Annotated in this window: 22 protein-coding genes and 3 pseudogenes; 13 read left to right on the top strand and 12 right to left on the bottom strand. The window is 67.3% G+C overall.

From position 1 onward, the window contains the following. The first annotated feature begins 94 nt into the window (after positions 1-94). From ACO1BR_RS38790 to ACO1BR_RS38780, 3 genes are all read left to right on the top strand, one after another. Positions 95-358: a hypothetical protein gene (locus ACO1BR_RS38790; RefSeq protein WP_426799818.1), complete on the top strand. Its 264-nt coding sequence runs from the start codon at positions 95-97 to the stop codon at positions 356-358. Beyond that, positions 352-1812, top strand: a complete 1461-nt coding sequence (locus ACO1BR_RS38785) for an MFS transporter (protein ID WP_426799817.1) — start codon at positions 352-354, stop codon at positions 1810-1812. Before ACO1BR_RS38790 ends, ACO1BR_RS38785 begins: the two co-directional genes overlap by 7 nt. Before the next feature lie 150 nt (positions 1813-1962). After that, positions 1963-2430 (top strand): RrF2 family transcriptional regulator, encoded by a 468-nt coding sequence (locus tag ACO1BR_RS38780; protein WP_426799816.1) that lies wholly within the window; start codon positions 1963-1965, stop codon positions 2428-2430. A 367-nt stretch (positions 2431-2797) separates the two neighbouring features. Here the strand turns inward: ACO1BR_RS38780 and ACO1BR_RS38775 are convergent, their stop codons facing one another. From ACO1BR_RS38775 to ACO1BR_RS38765, 3 genes are all read right to left on the bottom strand, one after another. Further along, complete coding sequence (locus ACO1BR_RS38775; RefSeq protein WP_426799815.1) at positions 2798-5143, bottom strand: hypothetical protein; 2346 nt, start codon at positions 5141-5143, stop codon at positions 2798-2800. Positions 5144-5309: 166 nt separating this feature from the next. After that, the gene (locus ACO1BR_RS38770) at positions 5310-6023 is read right to left on the bottom strand and encodes a DUF6333 family protein (RefSeq protein ID WP_426799814.1); all 714 of its coding nucleotides are present in this window, start codon (positions 6021-6023) and stop codon (positions 5310-5312) included. 248 nt (positions 6024-6271) lie between these two features. Then, entirely contained in the window at positions 6272-6619 is a 348-nt protein-coding gene (locus tag ACO1BR_RS38765) for a hypothetical protein (RefSeq protein WP_426799813.1), read from the bottom strand. 96 nt (positions 6620-6715) lie between these two features. Here ACO1BR_RS38765 and ACO1BR_RS38760 point away from each other — a divergent pair. Then, positions 6716-6889 (top strand): annotated as a pseudogene (locus ACO1BR_RS38760) (pirin family protein); the annotation flags it as partial. Between the two features lie 491 nt (positions 6890-7380). On the opposite strand, the gene ACO1BR_RS38755 reads toward ACO1BR_RS38760, so the two are convergent. After that, entirely contained in the window at positions 7381-7974 is a 594-nt protein-coding gene (locus ACO1BR_RS38755; RefSeq protein WP_426799812.1) for a TetR/AcrR family transcriptional regulator, read from the bottom strand. Between the two features lie 101 nt (positions 7975-8075). Between ACO1BR_RS38755 and ACO1BR_RS38750 the strand changes: the two genes are divergently transcribed. Beyond that, positions 8076-8765, top strand: coding sequence for a nitroreductase (locus ACO1BR_RS38750; RefSeq protein WP_426799811.1), 690 nt, complete (start codon positions 8076-8078; stop codon positions 8763-8765). Positions 8766-8896: 131 nt separating this feature from the next. Here ACO1BR_RS38750 and ACO1BR_RS38745 read toward each other — a convergent pair. The 3 genes and pseudogenes from ACO1BR_RS38745 to ACO1BR_RS38735 form a co-directional block, all read right to left on the bottom strand. Further along, a pseudogene (locus ACO1BR_RS38745) lies at positions 8897-9190 on the bottom strand (transposase); the annotation flags it as partial. 127 nt (positions 9191-9317) lie between these two features. Further along, a complete protein-coding gene (locus tag ACO1BR_RS38740) occupies positions 9318-10556 on the bottom strand; it encodes an IS110 family transposase (RefSeq protein ID WP_426799810.1) in 1239 nt (412 codons plus the stop codon). Positions 10557-11019: 463 nt separating this feature from the next. Continuing rightward, positions 11020-12297 (bottom strand): DUF2079 domain-containing protein, encoded by a 1278-nt coding sequence (locus ACO1BR_RS38735; RefSeq protein WP_426799809.1) that lies wholly within the window; start codon positions 12295-12297, stop codon positions 11020-11022. A gap of 261 nt (positions 12298-12558) precedes the next feature. On the opposite strand from ACO1BR_RS38735, the gene ACO1BR_RS38730 reads away from it, so the two are divergent. Next, entirely contained in the window at positions 12559-13242 is a 684-nt protein-coding gene (locus ACO1BR_RS38730) for a response regulator transcription factor (protein WP_426799808.1), read from the top strand. Further along, complete coding sequence (locus tag ACO1BR_RS38725; RefSeq protein WP_426799807.1) at positions 13235-14818, top strand: sensor histidine kinase; 1584 nt, start codon at positions 13235-13237, stop codon at positions 14816-14818. Before ACO1BR_RS38730 ends, ACO1BR_RS38725 begins: the two co-directional genes overlap by 8 nt. Positions 14819-15228: 410 nt before the next feature. Here ACO1BR_RS38725 and ACO1BR_RS38720 read toward each other — a convergent pair whose 3' ends face one another. Both ACO1BR_RS38720 and ACO1BR_RS38715 read right to left on the bottom strand, forming a co-directional pair. After that, positions 15229-16605 carry a S53 family peptidase gene (locus tag ACO1BR_RS38720; RefSeq protein ID WP_426799806.1) on the bottom strand — a complete coding sequence of 459 codons (1377 nt, stop codon included), beginning with the start codon at positions 16603-16605 and terminating at the stop codon, positions 15229-15231. A 635-nt stretch (positions 16606-17240) separates the two neighbouring features. After that, positions 17241-17393, bottom strand: coding sequence for a hypothetical protein (locus tag ACO1BR_RS38715; RefSeq protein WP_426799805.1), 153 nt, complete (start codon positions 17391-17393; stop codon positions 17241-17243). Positions 17394-17772: 379 nt separating this feature from the next. On the opposite strand from ACO1BR_RS38715, the gene ACO1BR_RS38710 reads away from it, so the two are divergent. The 4 genes and pseudogenes from ACO1BR_RS38710 to ACO1BR_RS38695 all read left to right on the top strand — a co-directional run bounded on the left by ACO1BR_RS38710 (position 17773) and on the right by ACO1BR_RS38695 (position 19774). After that, positions 17773-18099: a PadR family transcriptional regulator gene (locus ACO1BR_RS38710; RefSeq protein ID WP_426799804.1), complete on the top strand. Its 327-nt coding sequence runs from the start codon at positions 17773-17775 to the stop codon at positions 18097-18099. Next, positions 18096-18452 (top strand): DUF1048 domain-containing protein, encoded by a 357-nt coding sequence (locus ACO1BR_RS38705; protein WP_426799803.1) that lies wholly within the window; start codon positions 18096-18098, stop codon positions 18450-18452. The genes ACO1BR_RS38710 and ACO1BR_RS38705 overlap by 4 nt, the downstream gene beginning before the upstream one ends. A 1-nt stretch (position 18453) precedes the next feature. After that, positions 18454-18780 carry a DUF1048 domain-containing protein gene (locus tag ACO1BR_RS38700; protein WP_426799802.1) on the top strand — a complete coding sequence of 109 codons (327 nt, stop codon included), beginning with the start codon at positions 18454-18456 and terminating at the stop codon, positions 18778-18780. A 158-nt stretch (positions 18781-18938) separates the two neighbouring features. Further along, positions 18939-19774: pseudogene (locus tag ACO1BR_RS38695) on the top strand (transposase). An 11-nt stretch (positions 19775-19785) separates the two neighbouring features. Here ACO1BR_RS38695 and ACO1BR_RS38690 read toward each other — a convergent pair. The 3 genes from ACO1BR_RS38690 to ACO1BR_RS38680 all read right to left on the bottom strand — a co-directional run bounded on the left by ACO1BR_RS38690 (position 19786) and on the right by ACO1BR_RS38680 (position 21820). Further along, entirely contained in the window at positions 19786-20172 is a 387-nt protein-coding gene (locus ACO1BR_RS38690) for a GntR family transcriptional regulator (protein ID WP_426799801.1), read from the bottom strand. Beyond that, a complete protein-coding gene (locus tag ACO1BR_RS38685; protein ID WP_426799800.1) occupies positions 20169-20942 on the bottom strand; it encodes a hypothetical protein in 774 nt (257 codons plus the stop codon). Before ACO1BR_RS38685 ends, ACO1BR_RS38690 begins: the two co-directional genes overlap by 4 nt. Before the next feature lie 455 nt (positions 20943-21397). Beyond that, positions 21398-21820 (bottom strand): MarR family winged helix-turn-helix transcriptional regulator, encoded by a 423-nt coding sequence (locus ACO1BR_RS38680; protein WP_426799799.1) that lies wholly within the window; start codon positions 21818-21820, stop codon positions 21398-21400. 157 nt (positions 21821-21977) lie between these two features. On the opposite strand from ACO1BR_RS38680, the gene eno reads away from it, so the two are divergent. Both eno and ACO1BR_RS38670 read left to right on the top strand, forming a co-directional pair. Continuing rightward, positions 21978-23255 (top strand): phosphopyruvate hydratase, encoded by a 1278-nt coding sequence (gene eno / locus ACO1BR_RS38675; RefSeq protein WP_426799798.1) that lies wholly within the window; start codon positions 21978-21980, stop codon positions 23253-23255. Positions 23256-23425: 170 nt separating this feature from the next. Next, positions 23426-23678, top strand: a 253-nt coding sequence (locus ACO1BR_RS38670; RefSeq protein ID WP_426799797.1) for a TetR-like C-terminal domain-containing protein, incomplete at its 3' end; no start/stop codon positions are given.

Genomic DNA, 23678 nt, shown 5'->3' with positions numbered 1-23678 from the left:
GGTTCAGTGCTGGGCGGCACCGATCGGCAGCGGTTCCGCGGGCATTGCGTACGTTGTTGCGTGCAAGTCGCACGCACTTTTCCTGGGAGGTCTCATGGTCATAGGTCACGTGCAGACCCGGCGGATCATCGGTCAGCCGGACGATGCTGCGGTTGGCATCGCGCGCTACCTCCAGCCGTCCTGCGTTCAGGTCACCGATGGCGTCGTCAGCGACTACTCGGAGTTCGTCGCGCACATCACGCAGGTTCTCCAAGGCGCGTTGCTCGGCCTTGCAGACACCGAGCTTGCGGCACTGATCGGCGCGGGCGAGGTTGTTGAGCAACTGATCGGCACGCGGCGGACCGAGGGGGCATGGTGATGACCGAGAGGCGTCGCAGCGCGCTGATCGGGCCGGTGCTGGTGCTGGCCACGCTGGTCTCCAGCATCATCAGTTCGTTCGGTGCTCCGCTGATCCCCACTGTTGCTCGCGATTTTCATGAGTCGCTGAGTAGGGCGCAGTGGTCGCTGACGGTGGCGCTGCTGGTCGGCGCGGCGAGTTCCCCGGTGCTGGGCCGGCTCGGCGACGGTCCGCGACGGCGAGTGACGTTGCTCGGCGGCTTGGCCGTGGTCACGGCGGGCGGTGTCGTGGCTGCGCTGGCCGGCGGCTTGGGGATGTTGCTCGTTGGTCGCGGACTGCAGGGCGTCGGGCTCGGGCTGGCGCCGCTGGCGATGGCCACCGCCCGGGCAGAACTGCCGCAGGCCAAGGTCGCGCCGATGATTGCGCTGTTGTCGGTATCGGCGGGTGCCGGCCTCGGTGCTGGTTACCCGATCAGCGGGGTGATCGCCGAGGCGTGGGGATTGGCGGGTGCGTACTGGTTCGGCACGATCGTGTCCGGCCTCGCGTTGATCTGTGTCGCCGCAGTCGTACCGTCGTGCGCGGGGTGTAGCGCCCCCAACCGGCTCGACTGGGCCGGCGCCGTGCTGCTCGCGCTGGCGATGGTCACCGCACTGGTGGCAGTGGCAGAGGGGACACAGTGGGGTTGGGGTTCGCCGACGATCATCGGCCTGTTGGCTGTCGGCGTAGTGCTCTTCACAGTGTGGGCCGTGCAGCAGCTGCGCGCCGGGAACCCGCTGGTTCAGCTGCGTCTGCTGCGCCATTCATCCGTGCTTTCCGCCGATGCCTGCGCCATGGTGCTCGGCGTCGCGATGTACATGGTGCTTTCGGGGGTGACAGAGTTTGTGCAATCCCCATGCTCGGGCGGATTCGGGTTCTCCGCATCGGCCGTCGTGGCCGGCCTCGTCCTCATCCCCCTGTCCTTCTTCATGCTGATCAGCTCCCGCACCCTGCCGGCCTTGGTGACACGCGTAGGGATCCGGGCGGTGCTGACGATGGGCTGCCTCGTAGCCGCGCTGGGCTGCGGATTCTTCGCGGTCTTCCATGGCGCCCTGTGGCAGGCCTTCGTGATGACGGGTGTCCTGGGAGTGGGACTGGGCACCACCTTCGCCGCGATTCCGGGTTTGATCGTGCAGTCGATCCCCGCCCGGGAGACAGGTAGCGCCATGGGCTTCTACCAAGTGGTCCGCTTCACCGGCTTTTCCCTGGGCAGCGCGCTCACCGCTACCATCCTGGCCGCTCATGTCAGCGGCAACGGTCAGCCAACGGTGGGCGGTTACACCATGGTGCTGTGGTTCTCCGCCGGCTTCTGTGTCCTCGCCGCCGCCCTTGCCTGGTTCCTGCCCGCCCGATCCACCCGGCTCACGCCCGTGGAGCGCCTGCCCGCCGACGAGGTCCGGCTAGTGGAACAGACCGACGGCGACGACCTCTCGTCGTAGGCAGCCTCCAGGCATGACGACCCGCGCCAGGTCGTCGTCCACGATCCACGGCCGGGTACTCACACTCCACGAACGGCCGAATGGACCTACCATTCACGCCCGACCAGGACAACTCGACAAGATCGTGTTACGAGCTCTTAGACTCGTCCTATGAAGCTGTCACAGGGCGTCGAATGGGGAATGCACTGCGCGACGCTGCTGGCCCAGGTGCCAGACGGCGGGTTGATGCGGCGCGAGGCTCTGGCCGTGCACTACGGTCTGCCCGAGGCATATCTGTCCAAGCACTTGCAGGCCATGACACGAGCGGGCGTCCTGCAGGCAACCTCCGGGCCCAAGGGCGGTTACCGGCTGGCGCGGCCGGCGGACGAGATCACCGTGCTGGACGTCGTCCGGGCGATCGAGGGAACCGCGGAACCCTTCATCTGCCAGGAGATCCGGCAGCGTGGCAAGGGCGCCTCAAGTCCCGACGAATGCCGGTTGCCCTGTCAGGTGAATTCGGTGATGCGCAGCGCGTACCAGGCATGGGAAGCATCCCTGCGATCCGTCACCATCGGCGAACTCGTGACGCGCATGCCGAAGTCAGTGCTCAAGCGCAATCAGCGACTGCTCTCCGCATAAGCCAGATGACTTCCCGCGGGGCACACTCCACGGCGAAAAGTGATCCACAAATTGTCTTCCGGCCACTGATCAGTTTCCCGCCGTCCCACTGGGCCGTCCTGGGACTTCGCCTGGCCCATGAGTGTGTCCGCCTGGACCGCGCGGGCTGAGGGAACGCAGCCCGCGCCACCCGGGCCGTCTCCTCAGGAACCCCGTTGATCTTCCTGGCGTGTAGCGACACCGACACCCGCCCCAAACACAACGACGGCCTTCACGACCACGACGGGTCGCGAAGGCCGACGTCACGTCCAGCCCCGAATTCGCTAACGGTGCCACCCCGGGATGAGGGATGGGGCCCTCATTCGATGGACACGACTGCCTGCTCAGGTCAGCTGGCGGGCCTCTGCTTGCGGCGGCGCATCCACCAGGTGAGTGCTGCCCCGGTCGCGGCGAGCGCTGCGGCGATGCCCGCGATCAGGCCCACGGGGATGTTGTTTCCGGTGTGGGCGAGGTCGCCGTCGGGGTTCTTCGTCGCCGGCGGCTGGCTGTGGCCGCCGCCGGGTGTGGACGGGGTCGGTGCTGGAGTCGACGGGCTGTGCGTCGGTGTGGGCTTGCCGGTGTCCGTCGGCGTGGGCGTCGGGGTGGGGTCGCCACCGCTGCCTCCGCGTTCACCGTCGGCTCCCAGGAAGACCTGCTCGGTGTTGCGGTAGGTGGTCTCCGCCTGTGTGGAAGTCTTGGTGGTCTTGTCCAGGTCCCGGTGCTGAGTGTTGAACTGGGCGTGCGTGATGTTGCGCTTGGGGGCCTTGGAGAAGTCGACCCCGCCCATGGACAGGATCCACACCTTGCCGCCGTAGGTCCGCTTGAACTTGTAGTCGCCGTTCTTGAACGAGTAGACGTACTTGTCGTAGACGGTCTTCTTGTCCCAGTTCTGGTTCGGGGCGCGCAGCTTCCACTTGGAGATGTCGTTGCTGTTGATGATCTTGTGGAAGTCGGTGGGTTGGGCGGCGTCTGCGCGGCGCACGTGCTCGGCCGCGACGCGGGAGCGGTAGACGTAGCGCAGGTCGGCGTAGGACGGGTCATTGTTGACGCGCCGTTCCAGCTCGGGCTGGATCACCGTCTTGATGAGGGTTTCGGCCTGCCGGGTCTGCGCCTCGTCGATCTTGCAGGCGTTCGGCGGGACGTCCGGGCCTGTCGGCACCTCCATGTTGACCTTGAGGGGCGCGTCGAGGATGTAGATGCCGCCGTCCTGCTCGCGGACGGTGGCGGGCTTGGGTGTGATCCACTGGCGGATGATGGGCAGGCACGGCTGACCTTCCGCGGTGCGGGGAGCGGCCTGCCAGAAGCGTTCCCCGCGCTCGTACTTGTCGGGGTTCATCGCGTCGGCGTAGTCGTGCTTGAGGGTCAGGTCTGCTTCCAGCAGGATGCGGCCGGCATCGGTCTTGGCGAACTCCTTGTCCAAGATGAGGTCCGGTCGGATGGGGTTGAGGTTGACCCAGAACTTGTCGGGAGTCAGGGCGAGCCAGGTGAAGAAGGCGTCGTCGGCCAGGTTGAGGCGGGCCTCGCCGCCGTAACCGGGCTTGTTGTCCGGATCCTTGGCGTAGTCGGCCTTCAACGAGTACTTCATCCCCTGGCCCTTGACGGGCGTGGAGACGTAGTTGAGCTGCATCGTGGAGAAGTCGATGCCGCCGGGGCCGCGCATGAAGTAGCCGCCGCGGTTGCTCGCCTGGTACTGCTTCTGGATGCGGAAGGCTTCCTCAGGGGTCTTCCCCGAGCGCAGCGCCTCGTCCATGATCGGGGAGCGTCCGCCCTTGAGCGGGTCCGCGTTGAAGCGCGCGTCGTACTTGGTGTAGACGTTCGGCTTCTGCGGGCGCTCGATCGCGTTGGATCGACGTTCGACGATGCCGGCCTGAGGCTCGCTGGTTCCTCGCGCCTGCTTCAGCTCTTCGTCGAAGGCTTTGATCTTTTTCTTGCTGGGGTCGTCGGTGGCCGCGCCGGTCAGGTACTGGAACTTGTCGTTGGGGCGCTGTTTGGCAAGCTGCCGGTCGGCCTTCATCTGGTCGTCTTCGACGTGGCCGTTCGACTTGATCTCGACGTTGCGGCTTTCGGCGCGGTTGCGGGCGTCCACGTACCGCTTCTGCGGCTTGCCGTCCTCGTCGGTGTACTCGAGGGTGTCCTCACACCACCAGTCCGGGCCGATCATGTTGTACTTCTTGACCATACGGGCCATGAACGCGTCGCCGCGGGGCGGGCTTCCGTGAGGAGCCAGCCAGCGGACGTCCATCCACCGGTTCCACTCCTTGTACCCGGTAGGCGAGTTGTACTGGCGCTGGTAGCGCGCGTACATCTCCATGACCCGGTATTCGGGATCGCCGGTCTTCTCGAACTTCTTCTGCCATGACCTGTAGTCGGTTCCGGCCTTGTCGAGCTGAGCCTGGGTGGGTGCAAGAACCCCGTCAAAGTCCCGGGCCGGATTGACGTAAGTGTAGTTCTCGTCGGTCGGGTACGGGTCGTAAACTCCGTTGAGCGGCGGACCGGAGTTGGGCGGCGTGGTGCCGTAGCTGTGCCCGAGCCACTTCTCGTCACAACGCTGTGGTTTGGCCGCGGCCTCAGCCTGGTTGACCTGGAGCCCGGGAAGTCCGGCAACTGTGACGGCGGCTGCCGCGCCGATGGCCAGCGCGAGGCGCCCCCGCAGGCGCGATGGACGGCCCGGCGGCCGTAATGTCGGGATGGTCACGTAGTCTCTCCCCCTGAGAAGCTAGTGCCAGACGCGCCGCGTAGGGCTTCCGAATCGTCTGGAAAGAGTGCGGCGCCGGCGACTTGCCAACCTTAGACTCGTCCCCGCCTCAGAGGCGTGAGAAGTGGACGATTGTTTCGGCCAACAAGCCGTTGTGGTCGGATCGTTACTCTTCGAGCCAGGTCTCTTCCAGGTTCACGGCCACCTCGCGGGGACGCCGCACACGGAAGACGGACAGCACCCCTTCGTGCCGACTGACGGGCATGACGGTGCGCAAGATGGCGTCTTCCAACTCGCTCCAGGCCATGGTGCGGGCTTCGGCGTCAGCGTTGAAGTCGACGTTTTCCAGGGCGTTGTGGGCGGCGAAGGCGTCGATGATGTCGTGGACGTTCCCGTCGACGGTCCAAGGGTCTTCACCGGCCCATCCATCGGCCCACAGACGGGTTCCGTCGGGGTGAATGAAGAGGAAGCACCGGTAGCGGATGGAGAAGTCGACGGTGGCTGATCCGATGAGTGCCGCGTTGGGATGCAGCTTGGCTAGGGCTTCGGTGTGGTCGGCCAAGGGGGTGAACTCGCCGCGGTGCGCGAAGGCTGCATCTGTGATCTCGGTAACCGGTCCCCAGCAGCCGACTTGGATCTGTTCGAGATCGGCCCGGGTCTCGTGAGGGAACTCATCGCCAGCGCGGCGGGATTCCAGCTCGGCGGTGATCTCCTCGACAGTGGTGAGGCTCGCGGCGATCTCACGAGCTCGGGCGTGGTCATGGGGAGGTAGAGAGCCGTGTGGGCCGGGGAAGGGCCGCTCGATCATCGTGAGGCGGAACGTGCCGGTGTGGACTGTGGGGGTGTCGGGGGGATAGTCCCAGATGTTGTCGTCAGTCATGGCAGCCCACGGTAGTGGCAGGCGCTGGTGGTGGGGTGGGATTCACCCGGCCTGGCGCCGTCAGAAAGAGGCCAGGTGATTGGAGAGGCGCAAGGCGTCGGTGGCCACGGTCAGAGCGGCGTGAAGACCAGTGACCTCGTACAGCGTGGGGTGGACGGGGAGTCCAGTTTCTGTGGAGGCTGGGCCAGTTGGCGAGCACGACGGTGGTTGCGGCCAGGCTGAGGCGTGCAGTGACGTCCATGCCCCCGTCATGGCTTGGCTTCCAGCTCAGCGAGGTGCCGGACGGAAGCCTCGGCCAGGTCTCGTTGGCCGGCCTTCCATTCGTTGGTGTACTCCTCGAACCGCATCGCCCCGTACTTCTTAATGCGCTCGGCCTTGGTCTGGCTCTGCGGAGCGGCTTTCTTCTCGTTGTAGATCTCCGTCAGCCGGGATATGGCCTTGTCCTGAGTGGCGAATCCGGCTTCCTGAGTCTGCTTCCCGACAGTGTTGCGGTACCGGATCTTGTATTCGGGGGGGCACTTGGACCACCTCGATTGTGGGTGCTCGCAGTCCTTGAAGAAGGTGCCCACGCCGCGGGCCAGGGTTTTGGTCGCCATGGTCTTGCTGACTCCTCGGGTGCCGATGCTGACGGTTTGCTGACCGCCGATGGTCCGAGACATCTCTGACCTGCACGAAACCGTGAAACCTGTGATATGTGGTGGAACTTCGTCGGCCGCAGTCACGAAGACATCGCGAAGGCCCGCGAGGACTGGCAGAACTCCTCAGATCGCTTCGGCGCCGTCGAGGGGTATCCGGGTGACCGCCTTCCCGCCCCTGCCCTGCCGAACGCCATCATCAGGCCGCGCAGGAATCCACCGCGCCACTGACCCCTCCGACGCGTCACCAATCCCTCCTGAACGGCACCGATGAACCGGCCTCACGCCGCTCCGATCGTGGAGCGGCCTGCGCGGATGGGTGCTGCCGCTGTTGCCTGACCCCGACGGTCACGGGGTGCGTCCTCACCATCGAGGAACGCACCTCACTCGAGCCGGGTGAGGTCGTGCTCATGGTGGACCCGCAGGAGCGCCGAGCAGGGCCCGCCGCGCCGTAGGCGGCCCAACCGGGAGTTCTGCCGACCTGGCGGAGTGTCAGGTCCACGATGCCTACTCAGGGGGTCCTCGCGGTGGGACGCGCGGCGCGCCCGTTCATCCTTGTCCGCGTCTGGGCGGGGCCGTCGAGGGCTAGGCCGTCTCTTTCGGGGCATTCGCTGGGCGGCGGGTCGATTAACTTCTCCTCTGGGCCGGGAAGCCGCTGGAGGCGGTGTGCGAGTGCGAGCTGTGTCGGCGGCGGATGCTTCCCACTGCGGACGTCGTCCTCGTCAGCTCGTGCCTGGCAGGGCGTTTTCCAGGAGGACCTCTGCTGCTGCCCGCGCGTGTCGTCCGTAGTCCGCATCACTCAGCACCATGGCGCGGCTGGCGGCCCCGTCCGCGAGAGTGACGAGTTGTTCAGCGAGTGCGGCGGGCTCGCGGCAGCCCAGTTCCGTTACCAGTGCAGTTACCAGCCGCACCATCAGCAGTTTCTGTCGGCGGGCGTAGGAGTGGACCGCGCTCTGCGGGTCGGGGAACTCTGCGGCGGCGTCGATGAACGGGCATCCGCGTACTGGAACCGCGTCCGCCGCAGGCGGGGCGAACAGTGCGAGGATCCGTTCTCTCGCCGGGATGTCCTCGCGAATCAGCGCGCTCTCCAGGGTGTGCCCCGTGGAGGCGAGGTCTTGAAGATGGGCGATGACCAGGTCGCTCTTGGTCCGAAAGTGCGCGTAGAGGGTGCGCTTGGACACCGGTGCCTGCTCAGCGACCTGTTCCATGCCGGTCGCGTTGATCCCTTGGGTCGCGAACAGTCGGGCGGCGGCGGCCAGGATGCGTTCGCGCCCTCCGCGCCCCTGCCGTCGAGACGCCGTCGTCACCGTACTCATGAAGGAAGTATACGTTCCCGTTTACTTCGGAGGGAATGGGTGGCTACAGTGGGCCGCAGATAAACGCATGCGTTTACTTAAGTGTCCTTGAGGGGAGTTCTATGAGCGGGCTGGTTTTCACCGAGCTGAGCGACTACGCGGAGAAGCTGATACGCGGTCGCCATGCGACACGCGCGTTCCGCCCCGAAGCCGTGCCCGGGGACACAATGCGCGCGATCTTCTCCCTTGCCGGCACCGCGCCGTCCAACTCCAACGCGCAACCGTGGCGGGTCGAGGTGGTCAGTGGCGCGAGGCGCGAACGCCTGGCGGACGCCTTGCAGGCGGCCCACGCCGAACAGCGCACCTCGGCAGACTTCCCCTACTCCGAGGACATGTACACCCCCGCCCACCAGGAGCGGCGGGCGGCGTTCGGCGCCGGTCTGTACGGAGTGCTGGGCATCGGACCGGATGACCACACGGCACGCGCGGCCTACGATGCGGAGAGCCTGCGCTTCTACGGGGCACCACATGCCGCGTTCCTATTCGTCACCGGCGACGGCGGGGCGCGACTGGCCGCCGACGTCGGCGCCTACATGCAGACGCTGCTCCTGGCTATGGCCGCATACGGCGTGGACAGTTGCCCGCAGGGCCTGCTCAGCTTCTATGCCGACACCATCCGAGACGAACTCTGCATCACCGGAGGAAAGTTGCTCGTGGGCATCTCTTTCGGCTACGCCGACGAGAGTGCACCGGTGAACCGAGTCACGACCGAGCGGGCCGCCCTTGAAACAACCACCGCCTTCCATGCCTAGGCAGTTTCGTTTGGAAGGGTTGGTCGTTGGTCCGGGTGTGCCGTTACCGCCTTCAGCGCTTCAAGGTGATTGGCTGGGTTGGGTGGCTGACTGGTAGTCAGCGGCGCGCTTGTTGTTGGTATGCGCTATGCGGATGGGGGCGGGCTGACGGCGAAGGGCCGCCGACGCCCGCGCTTGTCGTTCACTCGCGGGGCCTTCACTTCGTCCGCCCCGGCCGCGGTCGTGACCATCCTCGGCTGGTGGTAGCCGTTGCGGACCACCAGGCAGCGCCCATGTACGTCACGCTGGTCAGCCAACTTCGCTATGTAGGCACTTACTTCGGCCTCTAGCGCGGCGGCCAGCATCTGCCTCGCGCCCTCGCGAACGAGGTCGTCGATCAGGGAGCCGCTCTCGGTCGTTCCTTTGGCATTCACTCCGCTCAGCACGGGCGTGCCTTTCCGACCGACGGTGCAACGTCGGCCTACTCGATGACCAGAAGTCGATCACTCGGCAAGGAACGCCCATCGCGTCCAACCCGAGGCCGATCCACAGACATCCGAGCTTGCTTTGGAGTCAAGTGGCAGCGGGCTCGGAGGTCGCCGCGAGGGCCGGGAAGGCTCTGGCGGGATCGAATTTCTGACCTGTCGTCAGACAGTAATGCAGACAGCCAAGAAGCCGGTTGAACACGTTGCGCATAGCGGCGGTGTGCTTGTCACCTCGGGCCCTGCGCCGGTCGTATTGCTCCTTGACCTGCGGCGAGGGCAGCGCCCCGAAGATCCAGACGTAGCCAGCTGCTGCCAGACGCTGGTTCTTGACCCGACGGTGGTGCACGACGTGGCTCTTTCCGCTGGCGATGGTGATCGGGGCCGCCCCTGCGTATGCCTTGAGGGCCCGCGCGTCGCGGAAGCGGGAGCGGTCATCGCCGATCTCCCCAAGGACTCGGGCACCGGTGAGCGGACCGATCCCCGGGAAGCTGCTGACAATCTCGGAATCCGGGTGCGCGGCGAAAGCTTCAGCGGCTGCAGCGGCGAGATCGTCCGCGGCTCGGCAGGCGGCATCCAGCTGAGCAACCAGAGCGAGGGTCTGACGACCCATTGCCTGTTCCACGAGGGGCAGTTGATGAAGGCAGTCGCCACTGAGCATGGCCCGCAGCCGTTCAACCCAGGTGTCGATATTGCGTTGCCGTCCGGACTTGCGCAGCAAGGATCGCAGCTGAGCGCGAGTGAGTTTGGCGGCTGTCATCGGCTCTGGTGCTGCGGCAAGCACCCCACGGGCTTCGCGAGAGTCCAGGCCGATGCCGCGCACGTGAAAGGCAGCGAGAGCGGCCGGGAAGTACTGCTTGAGGTGGGAGCGGAGCTGGTTGTTGAGCTGGGCCCGGTTCCAGACCGCATCCTGCTGGGCCCGGGCCAGGACCGTGATGGCCTGGGCGAGTTCAGAATCGGCCGGCAGCGGCCGGTGCAGATCGGCGTCGGTACGCAGGATGTTGGCCAGAGCCACGGCATCGGCATGGTCAGATTTCGCACGGGCGACGCGGTGACGCTCGCGATACCGGGCCACGGCCATCGGGTTGATCGAGTAGACCTTCCGCCCGGTGGAGCGCAGACAGGCGAACAGCAGGCCGCGGGCCGTCTCGACCGCGACGGGGATGCGGTGCTCGGGGCCATCCCCGGCCTCGGCCAGCACGCCAAGCAGTTGCCGGTAGCCCTCCGCGTCGTCGCCGATGCGTCGCTTGGCGACGAGCCTGCCGTTCTCGTCCACCAGGGCCACGTCATGATGGTTCTCGGCCCAGTCGATCCCGCAGGTGATCGTCAACCCTGCCCCCATTCTCCAGTGTCTGCCCAGCGTGTGAGCCTGTGTGGGGCACGCAGCGACCTAATAGGAGGGCTCGGTGGCCCGACATCCGATTAGCTGTTCGTGGCCCCAGCTGATCGCACGATCCCGGTCTTCGGAGAGAGCTCTACGGCTCGCGTATCGAGGAGAGGGTGGTCGCGCGGGAGGCTCAGGTCACGATCATGAATGCCCTGTCCGAGGCAGTCGATGCTCACTCTGGCGAGTGCACGGCGGCGGAGCCCTCTGCCTGTGGATAGGGCTCAAAGCCCCGGGTCATGAGTAGGGGTCATCCGCCGCCGTGCGCTGCTATTAGGTCATGAGCATTGCCCTTCTCCAACACCGACGACGCACAGGCATGCTGCACGGCGGCCTGGAACGACACTTCACCGTGAGGGCGGCCGTACGCACTCTCGGGCCCTCGCTGTTCAGGGGAGCGGGATGGAGCTCAGGGCCGGTGCAGCAAGAGATAGTTGTCCTGATTCATGACAGTCCGGTAGCCGTAGGCTCGGGCAGCCTCGATGTCGCGGGCCTGTTGGGCGAGTGAGGTGGGCCAGGTCTGTGGGGTGGCGGTGTCGACGATGATCCACTCCGGGTCGGGGCTGCTGTTGGGCAGGCCGAATTCAGAGACGGTGGCGCGGTTGGTGAGCTGCGGCACGAGACGGTTGGAGGCGGCGACGGGCGCTCCGTCGGGGATGCGGTCCAGGATGCGGTGGGCGGCGGCGATGCGCGCACCGCTCTGCCAGGTGGCGGGCTCGACGAGGTGTGACAGGGGGAACAGCGGCAGCAGCAGGACGCTGATGGCGGTGCCGGTGGCCAGGTATGTACGGGCGGGGTGTTGCCCAGCCGGCCGGGTGGTGACCGCTCCGACGAACGCGGCGAAGACGATGGGCACCAGAACCGCGCTGTAGTGGTAACTGGTGCCCCAGTAGGCCGGGTTGTGCGACAGGAAGCGCCATCCCAGGGTGGGCAGTGCGGGCCACAGTAGCGATGAGCGGGCGGCCATGAATGCGGTAGGGGCCAACAGCAGTACCGCGGTGAGGCCGCAATGGGCGGCTTGCAGCACCGCCGTGGACTCGGTCCCGGTAGCCCCGCCCCCACTGAGGTTGCTCCAATATGCGTACCCCTGGCCGGGGTTGAACGCCGGAATGATGACCAGGACCTCCAGTAGCGCCCCCACGATGCCGACGGCGGATGCGACCACGCCAAGCCGTACACGCCCACGCCGGGCCACCAATACACCGATGACCGCCACCGTAAGGCCGAGGTCTTCCTTGACCAGCAGTAGCGGCAGCGCCCACATGACGGCGGCGCACAGTCTCCCCTCGCCGAGCGCGGCCAGCGCGAAAGCCAGCAGCGGCACGGCGAAGCAGACCTCGTGGAAGTCGAAGCCCACGGCCTGGGCTATCCCCCAGGAGGCACCGTAGCCGAAGGCGACCGCCAGGGCGGTTGCCCGGCCTGCTGCCCGCTGCGCCCAAGAGGCCAGTGGCACCACCGCCACGGCGAACAGCGCCGCCTGGGCCACAAGCAGCGTCAACGGGGAGGGCCACAGCCGGTAGAAGGGCGCCAGGGTGGCCAGGACGGGCGAGAAGTGATCGCCGAGCAACGGGAAGCCCGGGCCCTTGAGCTCGGATACGGGCAGGTGGCCATGCGCGTAGGAACGCACGGCCTGTTCGAAGATGCCCAGGTCGAATCCGGTGGTCAGCATCCGCTGGTGGTTTCGCACCGAAACCGCCGTGTACACAGCGAACAGCACGGCCCCGGCGCCCCAGGGCCAGTACGCGCCGCACCAGGCAGCCAGACGCCTCCGATCCCGGTGGGGAGTGGAAGCAGCAGGCAGGGCAGACGTGGTGGTGATGACTGAGGGCACGGTCGGGGCCTTCCAGGTGCGGAGGGCCCCACGATCGCCAGGCACTGCTGATGATTCCCTGACCGTTCCTGATCGGGCGGTCAGGAAGCGGCCTCAGGGCTGTGCCAGGCTGGGCACATGCGGATCCTGCTGGTCGAGGACGAGCGCGAGCTCGCCCACACACTGAGGCACGGCCTGTCAGCCGAGGGCTACCGAGTCGATCTTGCGCACGACGGCCGGGAGGGCCTGTGGAAAGCCCGCATGGGCGAGCACGCGTTGATCATCCTGGATCTGATGCTCCCGCTCATCAACGGCTACCGGGTCTGCGCCCAGCTGCGACGCGAGGGCGTCACGACACCCATCTTGATCCTCACCGCCAAGGACGGCGAATGGGACCAGGCCGAGGCCCTCGACACCGGCGCCGACGACTACCTTGCCAAGCCCTTCTCCTACCCGGTGCTGCTCGCCCGGCTGCGCGCGCTCCAACGCCGCGCCACCACATTCAGCACCGCGATGCTCACTGTGGGCGACCTGACCCTCGACATCGCGGCGCGCGCCTGCCGACGCGCCGGCAGCAAGATCGCGCTCACACCCCGGGAGTTCGCCATCCTCGAACTGCTCGCCCGCCACCCCGGCCAGGCCGTTACCAAACACGACCTCCTCTACCACGCATGGCCGGACGACGCCGAGGACCCGAATCTGGTCGAGGCCCGCATCAGCGCCTTGCGCCGCAAGATCGACACGCCCTTCGGCCGGCACTCGTTGCAGACCGTGCGTGGCCACGGCTACCGCCTCATCGACGACCGGCACAACCATGAGTGACCGCCGACTTGCGCCTAGGGTCGCCTGGCTGCGTCGCAAGCTGCGCTCGGTCCGCGTGCGCACCTCGTTGGCAGCTGCGGCCGCCAGCGCCGTCCTGCTGGGCGGGGGCGCCGTGTGGGTTCACCACACGGTCTTCGACCAGGCGATGGCCGCCACAGGGGAGCGGGCCGCCGTCGAGGTGGCTCACCTGGAGTCCATCCTGAGCGGCGGTTCCACCCCGTGGGGCATCAAGGAGTGGATGGCTCTGCCGTACTCAGAGGACCTGCCCTACGAGATCGTCGCCGGAAAAGACACCTACATCGCCTCCAGCCCCGAACTACAACCCTTCGATCACGGCGGCCCCACCCTGCCCGCACCAGGCCGCGGAGGCATCCAATTCCACCTGCCGGGGCGGCACGGTCCTCTCCACCCCGGCGACGTCCAGGTCACCCCGCAGGACGGAGCGCACCTGGGCACCCCCGCCGGTAGTCGCAGGAACCCGCTCGCCGGACGTACCTTCCCCGTCGTCGCCATCGGCATGGCGGCCAAGGACGTGCACCCCCGTCAGGGGGTCAGGCTGTCCAGGAAGTTGGCCGACGGTGAAAACGTCGCCATCTATGTCCTCGTCACGCCCTTCCAGGCGCAACGCGCCACCGACGCCATCGACCAGGTCCTCCTGCCCGTCGTGCCCCTCGGCGTCCTCCTGGTCGCCGCCGTCGCGTACCTGGCCACCGCACGAGCGCTGCGTCCGGTGGAGGCCATCCGCGCCCGGACGGCGGCAGTCACCGCCGCCCACCCCCGCGAGCGCGTCCACGTCCCCGATACCGCCGACGAGATCTCCGCGCTCGCCACCACCATCAACGCCACCCTCGAACGCCTGGACACCGCCGCCACCGCCCAGCGGCGCTTCGTCGCCGACGCCGCACACGAACTCCGCAGCCCACTCACCACCCTCCTGGCCGGACTTGAGATTGCTCTCGCCTACCCCGACAAAACAGACTGGCCCACCGTCGGCACTCGCGCCGCCGACCAAGCCCGCCGCCTCCAGACACTCGCCAATGACCTTCTGATCCTGGCTCGGCTGGATGCCACAGGCCCTTCTGCGACCACCGAAGTGGACCTCGCCGGCCTCGTCAGCTCCCTCGCGAGCGACTACGCCGCCCAGACCCGCGGTCACCCTCAGGTGCGCTGCACCACAGAGGGTCCAGCTTCAGTCCTCGCCGCCCCCGGCGAACTCGAACGCATCCTGCGCAACCTGCTCGACAACGCCACCCGCTACGCACACCACCGCATCGACGTCACCGTGCACACCGAACCGGCAGCCGGGAGACCGGGTCCGTCCGGTGCGGTCGTCGTGGAAGTCCGCGACGACGGCCCAGGCATCCCCACTCACCAGCGTGAGCACATCTTCCAACGGTTCACCCGCCTCGATGAGGCCCGCGATCGAAACTCCGGAGGCGCCGGCCTCGGCCTCGCGATCGCCCGAGAACTCGCTGAGCGCCACGACGCCCTCCTCCAGGCCACCCCAAGCAACACCGGAGCCCACTTCATCCTGCGATGGCCTCAAGCCAAGCCCTTGCCACTGGAGTCCTCCTAGCAGGCGTCAGATGAGAACACGTTCCGGAGGGGCGCGCAGGTGCCTGGGAGCTGTCGTCCGCAGCGTGGCGGCCCCGGCAACCGGGACCTCGTTCGCCGGCCCGTGACCGATGTGTGCGCCGGGTGCCATCAAACCTAGACCCATGGCTCGTCGACGTCATCTGGATGGTGCAGGGGACGCACTCCGGCTGAGGGCTGGGGCGACTGGTGCAGCTGCCTGACGCGGTCGTGGCGACTCGCGAGGAACCCGGCACAGCGGTGCGGTCCGGGCCCAGAGAGGCCCGGACCGCGAGAGGCGGTGTGCGCGTCAGCCGCGGTGGCTTGCCCGAGCGAGGGCCGGGACGAAGCGGGCNGGCACAGCGGTGCGGTCCGGGCCCAGAGAGGCCCGGACCGCGAGAGGCGGTGTGCGCGTCAGCCGCGGTGGCTTGCCCGAGCGAGGGCCGGGACGAAGCGGGCGGCGTCCACGGTGCCGACGCCGGTGGCCATGTCGTAGCCGTTGACCGCGGTGTAGCCGGTGACGCCTTCGTAGCTGTTGTTCGTACCGTCGTTGACGTCGACGATGCCGGTGCGCTTGTCGTGGGCGGAGCGCTTGTAGAGCGTGTACAGCGCGTCGTTGATGTGGCCGATGCGGCGGCCGGCGGCCTGGTCGGCGAGGGCGACGATGCCGGAGAAGAGCGGAGCCGACTCGCTGGTCCCGCCGGTGATGCCCCAGCCGGAGTCGGTCGGGTCGTAGCTGGAGTAGATCCAGGCGCCGCCGTCGACGGCGGCGGTCATCGAGATGTCCGGGGTGCCGCGGCGGTCGCCGACGGTGCTCTTGACCACGTTCTGGAAGGCCGGGCGGGTGAAGACGTGCGACTGGCCGCCACCGCCCGCGCCGTGGTCGTTGTAGACACTGTCCGGCTTGACTCGCTGACCCTGGTCGTTGAGGTGCAGCTGGGTGCCACCGACTGAGGTGACCAACGGGTCTGAGGACGGCCAGGAGTTGACGCGCTCCTTGTAGAAGCCCTTCCCGTCGGCGGTGTTGTCAGTGGCACCACCGTCGCCGGAGGAGGCGAGGACGGTGACGTGCTTCTTGGCGGCCTCCTTGAAGGCGTACCGCAGGTTCTTGATGCTTGAGAAGTCGCCCTTGTCGAAGCCGGGGAAGGTGTTCTCGGTGGCGCCGAAGCTCTGGCTGATCACATCGCCGACGCCACGGTCGATCATGGCCTTCTCGGCGTCCATCATCTCCGGTAGACCGGTGGTGCCCTCGGTCTCGGATACCGCCGTCTCCACCAGGACGATCTTCGCGTCGGGCGCCACGGCGTGAGCCATCTCGACGTCGAGGGTGGTCTCGCCGGCCCAGCCAGTCATGTCGGGGTTCTTGGGGTCGAACGCGGGGACGTTGCCCCACTTGACCACGTTCACTTTGGTGCTGGGGATGCCGAACTGCTTGCTGTAGACGTCCAGATCGTGCTGGACGGTCGGCGAGCCGAAGGAGTCCACGATGACGATCGTGCGGCCCTTGCCCGTGATTCCGTTCCTGTACAGCGCGTTGAGGTTGTACGCCGTGCGGTACTGGAGGGGGTTGTAGCAGGCGAGCTTGAACTTGGCCCGGCACTCCGCGATGGAGAGCGGGCTACCCACGCCGTGCACCAACTGGTGCCCGGCGATGGCCGGGACGGCCTTGGTGTGCGGCACCGCGGCGGTACCGGTACCGGCGAGCGGGGTGGTTGCCAGGGCGACGACGGTGAGGGCGGCGGTTGCGGCCGTCGTGGCTGCGGCACGTCTACTGGTACGGGCTATGCGCATGAATTCTCCCTGAGTGGGCCTGAGCCGCACAAAGCGGCTGTCGTGATCCCATCGGTTAAGTCATGCTCAGGACAAGGCGTTTACATGCCCATGTCGAACGCTTTACCGAAATGCGGTGACTGGGCGGTGTGGGGAGCCGTGCGCGGCGGTTGCTCGCCGTGGCGGGGAGTGTCAGCAGGAACCGCTCCTCCCAGCAGGAACCGCACCGGACCGGACAGGTCCGGCTCTGCCGCAGCGGATACTGGCCGGTGTGGCTGGCCAGGCCAGTCGGCGGGATCCGCTTGAGCATCTCGTGGCGCCCGGTGTAATCACCGCGTCGCAGCCGTCTTGGAGGGCCCCGTTCACCGGTTCACCGGGCTGGGCCCGTGCTGCGCTGTCGGTCGAGCAGGTCTCGGTGAGGTGGGCGAGGAATCCCTCCCGTCGGGTGCTCTGTCCCCGGCGGAGTAGCGGGCCGTCAGGCCGTAGGGGAGACGATCGCGACCGACGAGAGAGGGGCGGCCCGCCATCCTCTTTGGTGCGCCACCGCAAGTGGCCCTCAGTGTCGCGGTAGTAGCTCTGCACGAGGATCTGCCGCAGGGCCTGGATGCGAGGACCGGACAGGTGGTTGGCCCGTGCCTTCGGATGTACTCCAGGAGTCATGAGGCGTCGCCGCCGGTGGTGTTGATCCTGGTTTTTGGCCGGGTGGGGTTCTTGGCCCACCGGACCGGGCGGCTGTATCGGCGTCCCAACTCCTCGTCTGCCAGGCCGGCCAGCGGATGTGGGGCGGTGCCGGCGAGCTCTTCCAGCATGGCCCGCACTGCCTCGGTGACCAACTCCAGCCGCAGAGCGCAGCGGCAGGCGCCATCCGGTGAACAACTCCCGCACCTCTTCCGCGCGGTGCGCCTCGTGCAGCCGCGCCGGGGCCACCGCCCTGAACGGATCCGCCCGTACAGCGCGTACCGCAATCTCTCCCACCCCAACCGGCGCCCCAGCACGCCCTGGACGGCAACGCCAGCCAGAGCATGCCCTGAAGAGTCGTCAAGAATGAAGGTTCGCAGCAGAGTTCGACGAAGTCCGGGTGCCGCCTGTCGAGTCAGAACGCCACTTGTTAGGGATGGCCCACTACCCGGTGGCACTGTATAGTGCTACCAAGTGCCACGTAGTACCAGGAGGATCGAAGAGGCTGCAATGGACGACCTGACGGAGATGCTCAAGGGCACGCTTGAGGGCTGCGTGCTGGAAATCATCGGCGGCGATGAGACCTACGGGTACGCCATCACGCGTCGGCTGAACGAGCTCGGCTTCGCCGATGTCGTCGAGGGGACGGTGTATACCATCTTGCTGCGACTGGAGAAGAACCGACTCGTCCAGGTGACGAGACGGCCATCCGGGATGGGGCCGCCGCGCAAGTTCTACGCGCTCAACGACGAGGGGCGCGAAGAACTCGCGAGGTTCTGGGCGAAATGGGAGTACGTCTCATCGCGAATCGACAAGCTCAGGGAGGGCGGGAGATGAACTTTTGGCAGACCATAACGGGCAGCGATCTCACGACGGAATGGCAGGCGTTCGAAGCCCGGGCCGAGGCATTGCCGGCCGACTACCGGGCGGCGTGGGATCAGATCAAGGTTCACCTCTCGCCCTACTCGGGCTTCACGGGGCGCAACCTGATGCCGATCCTCGACGGTGCCCTGGGGCTCCTTGAGGAAACGGCGGCGGATGGGCAGAGCATTCACGAGGTGCTGGGCGACGGCATCCAGGGCTTCTGCGCCGCGCTGGCCGGCGGAGAAGGGGCTCGAAGCTATCGCGACCGGTGGCGCGAGCAGTTGAACAGGAACGTCGCGAGGAAATTGGGCCGGCTGGGAGGCTGACGTGGGTATCCAAGACATCATCGAGGGCAAGAGGCAGTGGCGGGCGCTCATGGCTCGGGTCAAGGCGCTCCCGCCGGACTACCAGATCGTCTACAAGGAGGTGCAGAGGTACCTCTTCAAGGTCGGACCGGTCGACTTGCCTGACGGGAGCCTGCTCTCAGGGATTGTCGGATTCTTCGAGGAGGGCGCCGCGGCCGGCAAGGGAATCCTGGAAGTCATCGGCAACGACGTCGCTGCCTTCTGCGACGACCTGGTCAAGGATTCACGCACCTACGCGGACATCTATCAGGAGTCCATCAGCGGGGAACCCGGCACGGCCGGGAAGTAACATCCGTCATTGTCATGCCAGTGGGCGTAAGAGCGACCGAGGATGGGTATCGGAAGTCGGCTGGAATGACGTGGAGTTGGTAGCGCTGGTGCGGGCCCGGCGACGATGGAGTTCTGCACGTCCTGTAGTCGCAGGAGGGTCCGTGCCCACTGTCCGTCATGCCTGGGGAACCTGTCTGGGAGCAGTTCTCCGCTCTGCTCCCGGTGCGTCCTGATGTTCATCCGGACCATCCGCTCGGATGTCACCGGCGGCGGATCCCCGACCGGCTGGTGTTCGAGTGCGTGGTCGACAAGCTCCTCTACGGTGCGGCTACGAGTGGATCGCCGGGATCGGGTGCTCGGATTGGACGATCCGCAACCGGGTCAAGGAGTGGAGCACGTTGGGTCGGGCCCATGTCCTTCACCGGCTGGTGCTGGCCGCATACGAGAGAACGATCGGGCTCGACCTGGATGGTCTGTCTGCCGACGGGTGCATCACCAAGGCCCCGTGCAACGGTGAGACGGCTGGTCCCTCGCCGCGGTCGACCGTCGCAAGCAGAGCCTGAAGCGCTCGGTTGCTACCGACGGTGAGGGGTTGCCGGTCGGCCTGGCGGCCGCCGGCGCGAACCGGCACGACTCCAAGCTGCTCGATCCCACCCTGGAATCGGTGCCCGGCAGGTCGGCCTGCCCTGCCCGAACATCCCACCATCCACCTGGATTCCGCGAATAACGGCAAGCCATGCGCACAGTTGCTGGAGAGACACGGACTCGTCGGCGAGATCGCCGTCAAGGACATGAAGGCTCCGATCCAGGTCGGGTGCCGTTGGGTGGCCGAACGCACTCATTCCCGGGTGAACGGGACCGGCGAGCTCCGCCGCTGCTTCCGGCGAACGACGCAGGCCGTCGAGTTCAACCTCTACCTCGCCGCCACGTTCGTCACAGTGCTTTGCCTGATCCAGCAGGGCCGAAACCGCTACCGATGGGGCACCCGGCCCGCAGTCCGACGCCTGAAATGACACCTGCCCTCTCACAACGCGCTTTGGTCCAGGGCCTTGCGGACAGCGGCCAGGATGGCTTCGGTATCGGCGCCAAGAGCGCGGGCGGAAGAGGTGAAATCGCGGGCAAGTGTGGCGAGTTGGGACTGATCGGGGTGCTTGGGTTCGGGGAGGGGCGCCGCGACCCGGGTGCCTGCGCCACGGCGGGTGCGGATCAGCTCGGTGGCCTCCAGTTCGCGGTAGGCGCGGGCCACGGTGCCTGGTGCCAGGCCCAGGTCGGCAGCGAGCTGACGCACGGTCGGCAGGCGCTCGCCCTCGGCCAGTCGGCTGGTGAGGATCAGGGCGGCGAGCTGGGCGCGGATCTGTTCGTACGGCGGTACCGGGCTGGTGGCGTCGACGCGGACGGCGAGGCCGGTCATCGTCGGGCCGCCCGGGGCACCACCAGGGTGAAGAGCGACCATGCCAGGGTGATCAGGGCCAGCAGGCTCATGGGGTAGACCACCAGGGTCATGACGGTGCCCAGGGCGCCGGCGTCGCAGTTCCTGCGCGGCAGCCAGGTGGCAATCGACAAAAGGACGGCCAGCAGCTGGGTCGAGACCAGCACCCCCCAGGCTGCCGTGACCGCCCATGAGCGGTTGCGGCGTAGCTGGTCGTCGCCCGGGCGGCGGACGATGCGGCGCAGGGCCCAGGCGCAGGCGGCGGTTCCGATGGCCAAGGGGGCAAGGATCTGGTTGCCGTAAAAGATGCCGGGCCAGAGGCTGACGGGGGGTTCGGTCACACCGTCGCAGGCGACAGTTACAGCGTGGGCCGCCCGGTGTATGGCGACGGTGGAGGACATCGCAGCCCCGATCCCCACCAGTACGGTGAGGAGGACTGCCTGGAGGAGAAGCAGGAGGGTGATACGGGGCGGGACGTGGTCTTTGACCCGGCGCGGGGTGAGACCGGCGGTGCGTACCGCTTCCCGGGGGCGGAGGGTGAGCGCGTCGCCGAGCAGGACGCCGCCCACCGCGCACAGGCCGAAAGCCATGACGGCGCTCACCAAGGGCATGTTCATACCGAGGTCGTTGCCGAATGCGCTGATGTCCGTGGCGGCCCACAGTGGTGCGGCTACGGCGCCTACGACCAGACCGGCCCAGCGGGCATAGCAGTCGGCGCGGCGGCGGGATACGGGCGGGACGGTATCGAGCATGTGGGGACCTCGATGAGTGGTGTGGGCTGCGCAGCTGGTATGCCCAGCGGTAGCGGGCGGTGCTTGCCGCAAACGACGCTTGTGTGAAGTGGTGAGTACGAGATGCCGAGGGCGGGATCTTGTGTCAAGGTCTCGATACAAGTTGTCTGTAAGGCCAGTCGCCGGTCCGGAGTTCACCGCCGGTGACATCCGAGCGGCTGGTCCGGATGAGGCGCACCGGGAGCAGGACGGAGAACGTCTCCCAGACAGGTTCCACCAGGCATGACGGGACAGTGGGCACGGACCCTCCTGTGACTACAGGACGTGCAGAACCCCATAGTCGCTAGGCCCGCACCAGCGCTACCAACTCCACGTCTGTCCAGCCGACTTCCGATACCCATCCTCGGTCGCTCGAAGCCCGGACGACCCCTGGCAAGCTGAGTGGCCTGCCACCGCGTCGGCGAATCCGCACTTGACTAGTGCGCCGCGAGCCTCTCCACCAGCCCAATCCCGCGCGCCAGCAATTCCCGCTCTTCCCCCGTCAATTCCGCCTCGATCGCCCGCGCAAGCCAATCCGTCCTGCGCCCCCGCTCCTCCTCCAGCAGCGTCTGCCCCGCAGAGGAGAGTTCGACCAGGCTCTTGCGGCCGTCGGTCGGATGCGCCCGGCGCGTGATCAGCCCCTGCTCCATGAGCAGTCCAACGGCCCGGGCCATGGACTGCGGGCGCACCCGCTGATCGGCCGCCAGTTCGCTGGTCGTCATCGCACCGCTGCGGTCCAGTGCACCGAGGACGGCCACCTGGCCGAGCGGCATCTGGTCCTCCAGCTTCACGCGCCGCGTGAGCTTTCCCATCGCGGTGCGCAGTTCGGCCGCGACGGCGGCGGATTCCGGAAGGGGCATGCCGAATTTTAACGCAGTCCTGCTGTGCAGCAGAACTGCACAGCAGGACTGAACAGCAAAACTGCACAGCACTGCTGTAGAGTTTCCTGTGCCGGGTCCAGCGCCACCGTCGCCGCAGCCGAACCCCGGCACGCATGTGACAACGGGAAGGACTCCCATGACCGCCATCACCTCCGTCACCGGCCGCCGCGTCCTCGACAGCAGGGGCAACCCCACCGTCGAAGTGGATGTGGAACTGGCGGACGGATCCATCGGCCGGGCCGCAGTCCCCTCCGGCGCCTCGACCGGCGCCCGCGAGGCCGTCGAACTTCGCGACGGCGACCCGGCCCGCTGGCACGGCAAGGGCGTCGACCACGCGGTACGCCACGTCAACACAGAGCTCGCAGCCGCCGTCACCGGTCGCGAGGCGGAGGACCAGGCCGACCTCGACGCCGCTCTCGTCGCCACGGACGGCACCCCCACCAAGTCCAGGCTCGGCGCCAACGCAATCCTCGGGGTCTCCCTGGCCACCGCCAAGGCCGCAGCCGCCGCCCACCGCCTGCCGCTCTACCGCTACCTCGGCGGCTCCAACGCCCGGCTGCTGCCCGTACCGATGATGAACATCGTCAACGGGGGCGCCCACGCCGACAATCCCCTGGACTTCCAGGAGTTCATGATCGCCCCAATCGGGGCGGAGACCTTCGCCGAGGCCGTGCGGATGGGGTCCGAGATCTTCCACACCCTGCGCCGCGACCTCCTCGCCGCCGGGCACTCCACGGGCGTAGGCGACGAGGGCGGCTTCGCACCCGCCCTGCGCACCGCCGAGGAGGCCCTCGACTTCGTGGTGACCGCCGTCGAGCGCACGGGCTACCGACCGGGCACGGACATCGGCCTGGTCATGGACCCGGCGTCATCCGAGTTCTTCCGCGACGGAGTTTACGACTACACCGGGGAAGGAGTACGGCGCACACCCGCCGAACACGCCGACTACCTGGTCAAGTTGATCGACGCCTACCCCATCGTGTCGATCGAGGACCCCATGGCCGAGGACGACCTGACGGGATGGCGGGACCTGACCGCACGGGTCGGTGCGCGCTGCCAGCTCACCGGTGACGACGTGTTCTGCACGAACGAGACCCTGCTGCGCGAGGGCATCGGCTCCGGCGTCGCCAACTCGGTCCTGGTGAAGGTCAATCAGATCGGCACCCTGACCGAGTCCCTGGCCACCGTCAACGCCGCCCACCGGGCGGGCTACACCGTCGTCATCTCGCACCGCTCGGGAGAGACGGAGGACACGACGATCGCGGACCTGGCGGTGGCCACGGGCTGCGGCCAGATCAAGACCGGGTCGCTGTCCCGCTCCGACCGCACCGCCAAGTACAACCAGCTCATCCGCATCGAGGAGCAGCTGGGCGACAGCGCCCAGTACGCAGGCGCGGAAACGCTGCACCGCTAGGGCGTGTCCGATCGCCAATGGCGAAAACCCGGTCCGGAAGGCGTTCCAACACCTCCTCGATCCGTTCCAGCTTCGCATCGCAGTGGGGCGACTCCGTCCACGACGTGATGCGCTGGAAAGTGATGCCGCAGTGCAGGGGCAGACACCGAAATGTCTCACGGCCGATGCCCATGACGCGTCCGTGGACGCGGCACCGGGAGGCGGCGAGTTTGCGGATCGACCAGCGGGTGAAGGGCTGGCGGGCTTGGTGGGGTGGGTGCGTCCATGAACGACAACCGCCCCGCCGTCAGGGCGACGCGGCCCGCGCCGCAGACGGCTCGCGCGCCTGGGTCGCCGCCCTCGCTCGTGCCTACCTCGACTTCGCCGCACGCAACCCGGCGGTCTACGACGCGATGTTCCAGCTCGACGGCGGCCTGGCGTTCG

The sequence above is a fragment of the Streptomyces sp. YGL11-2 genome (assembly GCF_050054615.1).
Classification (GTDB): Bacteria; Actinomycetota; Actinomycetes; order Streptomycetales; family Streptomycetaceae; genus Streptomyces.
This window is presented reverse-complemented; position numbering and strand designations above follow the sequence as displayed.

Coding starts and splice junctions, on each gene's coding strand:
- ACO1BR_RS38790 (WP_426799818.1), top strand. CDS start 95: ATGGTCATAGGTCACGTGCAGACCCGGCGGATCATCGGTCAGCCGGAC.
- ACO1BR_RS38785 (WP_426799817.1), top strand. CDS start 352: ATGGTGATGACCGAGAGGCGTCGCAGCGCGCTGATCGGGCCGGTGCTG.
- ACO1BR_RS38780 (WP_426799816.1), top strand. CDS start 1,963: ATGAAGCTGTCACAGGGCGTCGAATGGGGAATGCACTGCGCGACGCTG.
- ACO1BR_RS38770 (WP_426799814.1), bottom strand. CDS start 6,023: ATGACTGACGACAACATCTGGGACTATCCCCCCGACACCCCCACAGTC.
- ACO1BR_RS38765 (WP_426799813.1), bottom strand. CDS start 6,619: ATGGCGACCAAAACCCTGGCCCGCGGCGTGGGCACCTTCTTCAAGGAC.
- ACO1BR_RS38755 (WP_426799812.1), bottom strand. CDS start 7,974: ATGAGTACGGTGACGACGGCGTCTCGACGGCAGGGGCGCGGAGGGCGC.
- ACO1BR_RS38750 (WP_426799811.1), top strand. CDS start 8,076: ATGAGCGGGCTGGTTTTCACCGAGCTGAGCGACTACGCGGAGAAGCTG.
- ACO1BR_RS38730 (WP_426799808.1), top strand. CDS start 12,559: ATGCGGATCCTGCTGGTCGAGGACGAGCGCGAGCTCGCCCACACACTG.
- ACO1BR_RS38725 (WP_426799807.1), top strand. CDS start 13,235: ATGAGTGACCGCCGACTTGCGCCTAGGGTCGCCTGGCTGCGTCGCAAG.
- ACO1BR_RS38720 (WP_426799806.1), bottom strand. CDS start 16,605: ATGCGCATAGCCCGTACCAGTAGACGTGCCGCAGCCACGACGGCCGCA.
- ACO1BR_RS38715 (WP_426799805.1), bottom strand. CDS start 17,393: ATGCTGGAAGAGCTCGCCGGCACCGCCCCACATCCGCTGGCCGGCCTG.
- ACO1BR_RS38710 (WP_426799804.1), top strand. CDS start 17,773: ATGGACGACCTGACGGAGATGCTCAAGGGCACGCTTGAGGGCTGCGTG.
- ACO1BR_RS38705 (WP_426799803.1), top strand. CDS start 18,096: ATGAACTTTTGGCAGACCATAACGGGCAGCGATCTCACGACGGAATGG.
- ACO1BR_RS38690 (WP_426799801.1), bottom strand. CDS start 20,172: ATGACCGGCCTCGCCGTCCGCGTCGACGCCACCAGCCCGGTACCGCCG.
- ACO1BR_RS38685 (WP_426799800.1), bottom strand. CDS start 20,942: ATGCTCGATACCGTCCCGCCCGTATCCCGCCGCCGCGCCGACTGCTAT.
- ACO1BR_RS38680 (WP_426799799.1), bottom strand. CDS start 21,820: ATGCCCCTTCCGGAATCCGCCGCCGTCGCGGCCGAACTGCGCACCGCG.
- eno (WP_426799798.1), top strand. CDS start 21,978: ATGACCGCCATCACCTCCGTCACCGGCCGCCGCGTCCTCGACAGCAGG.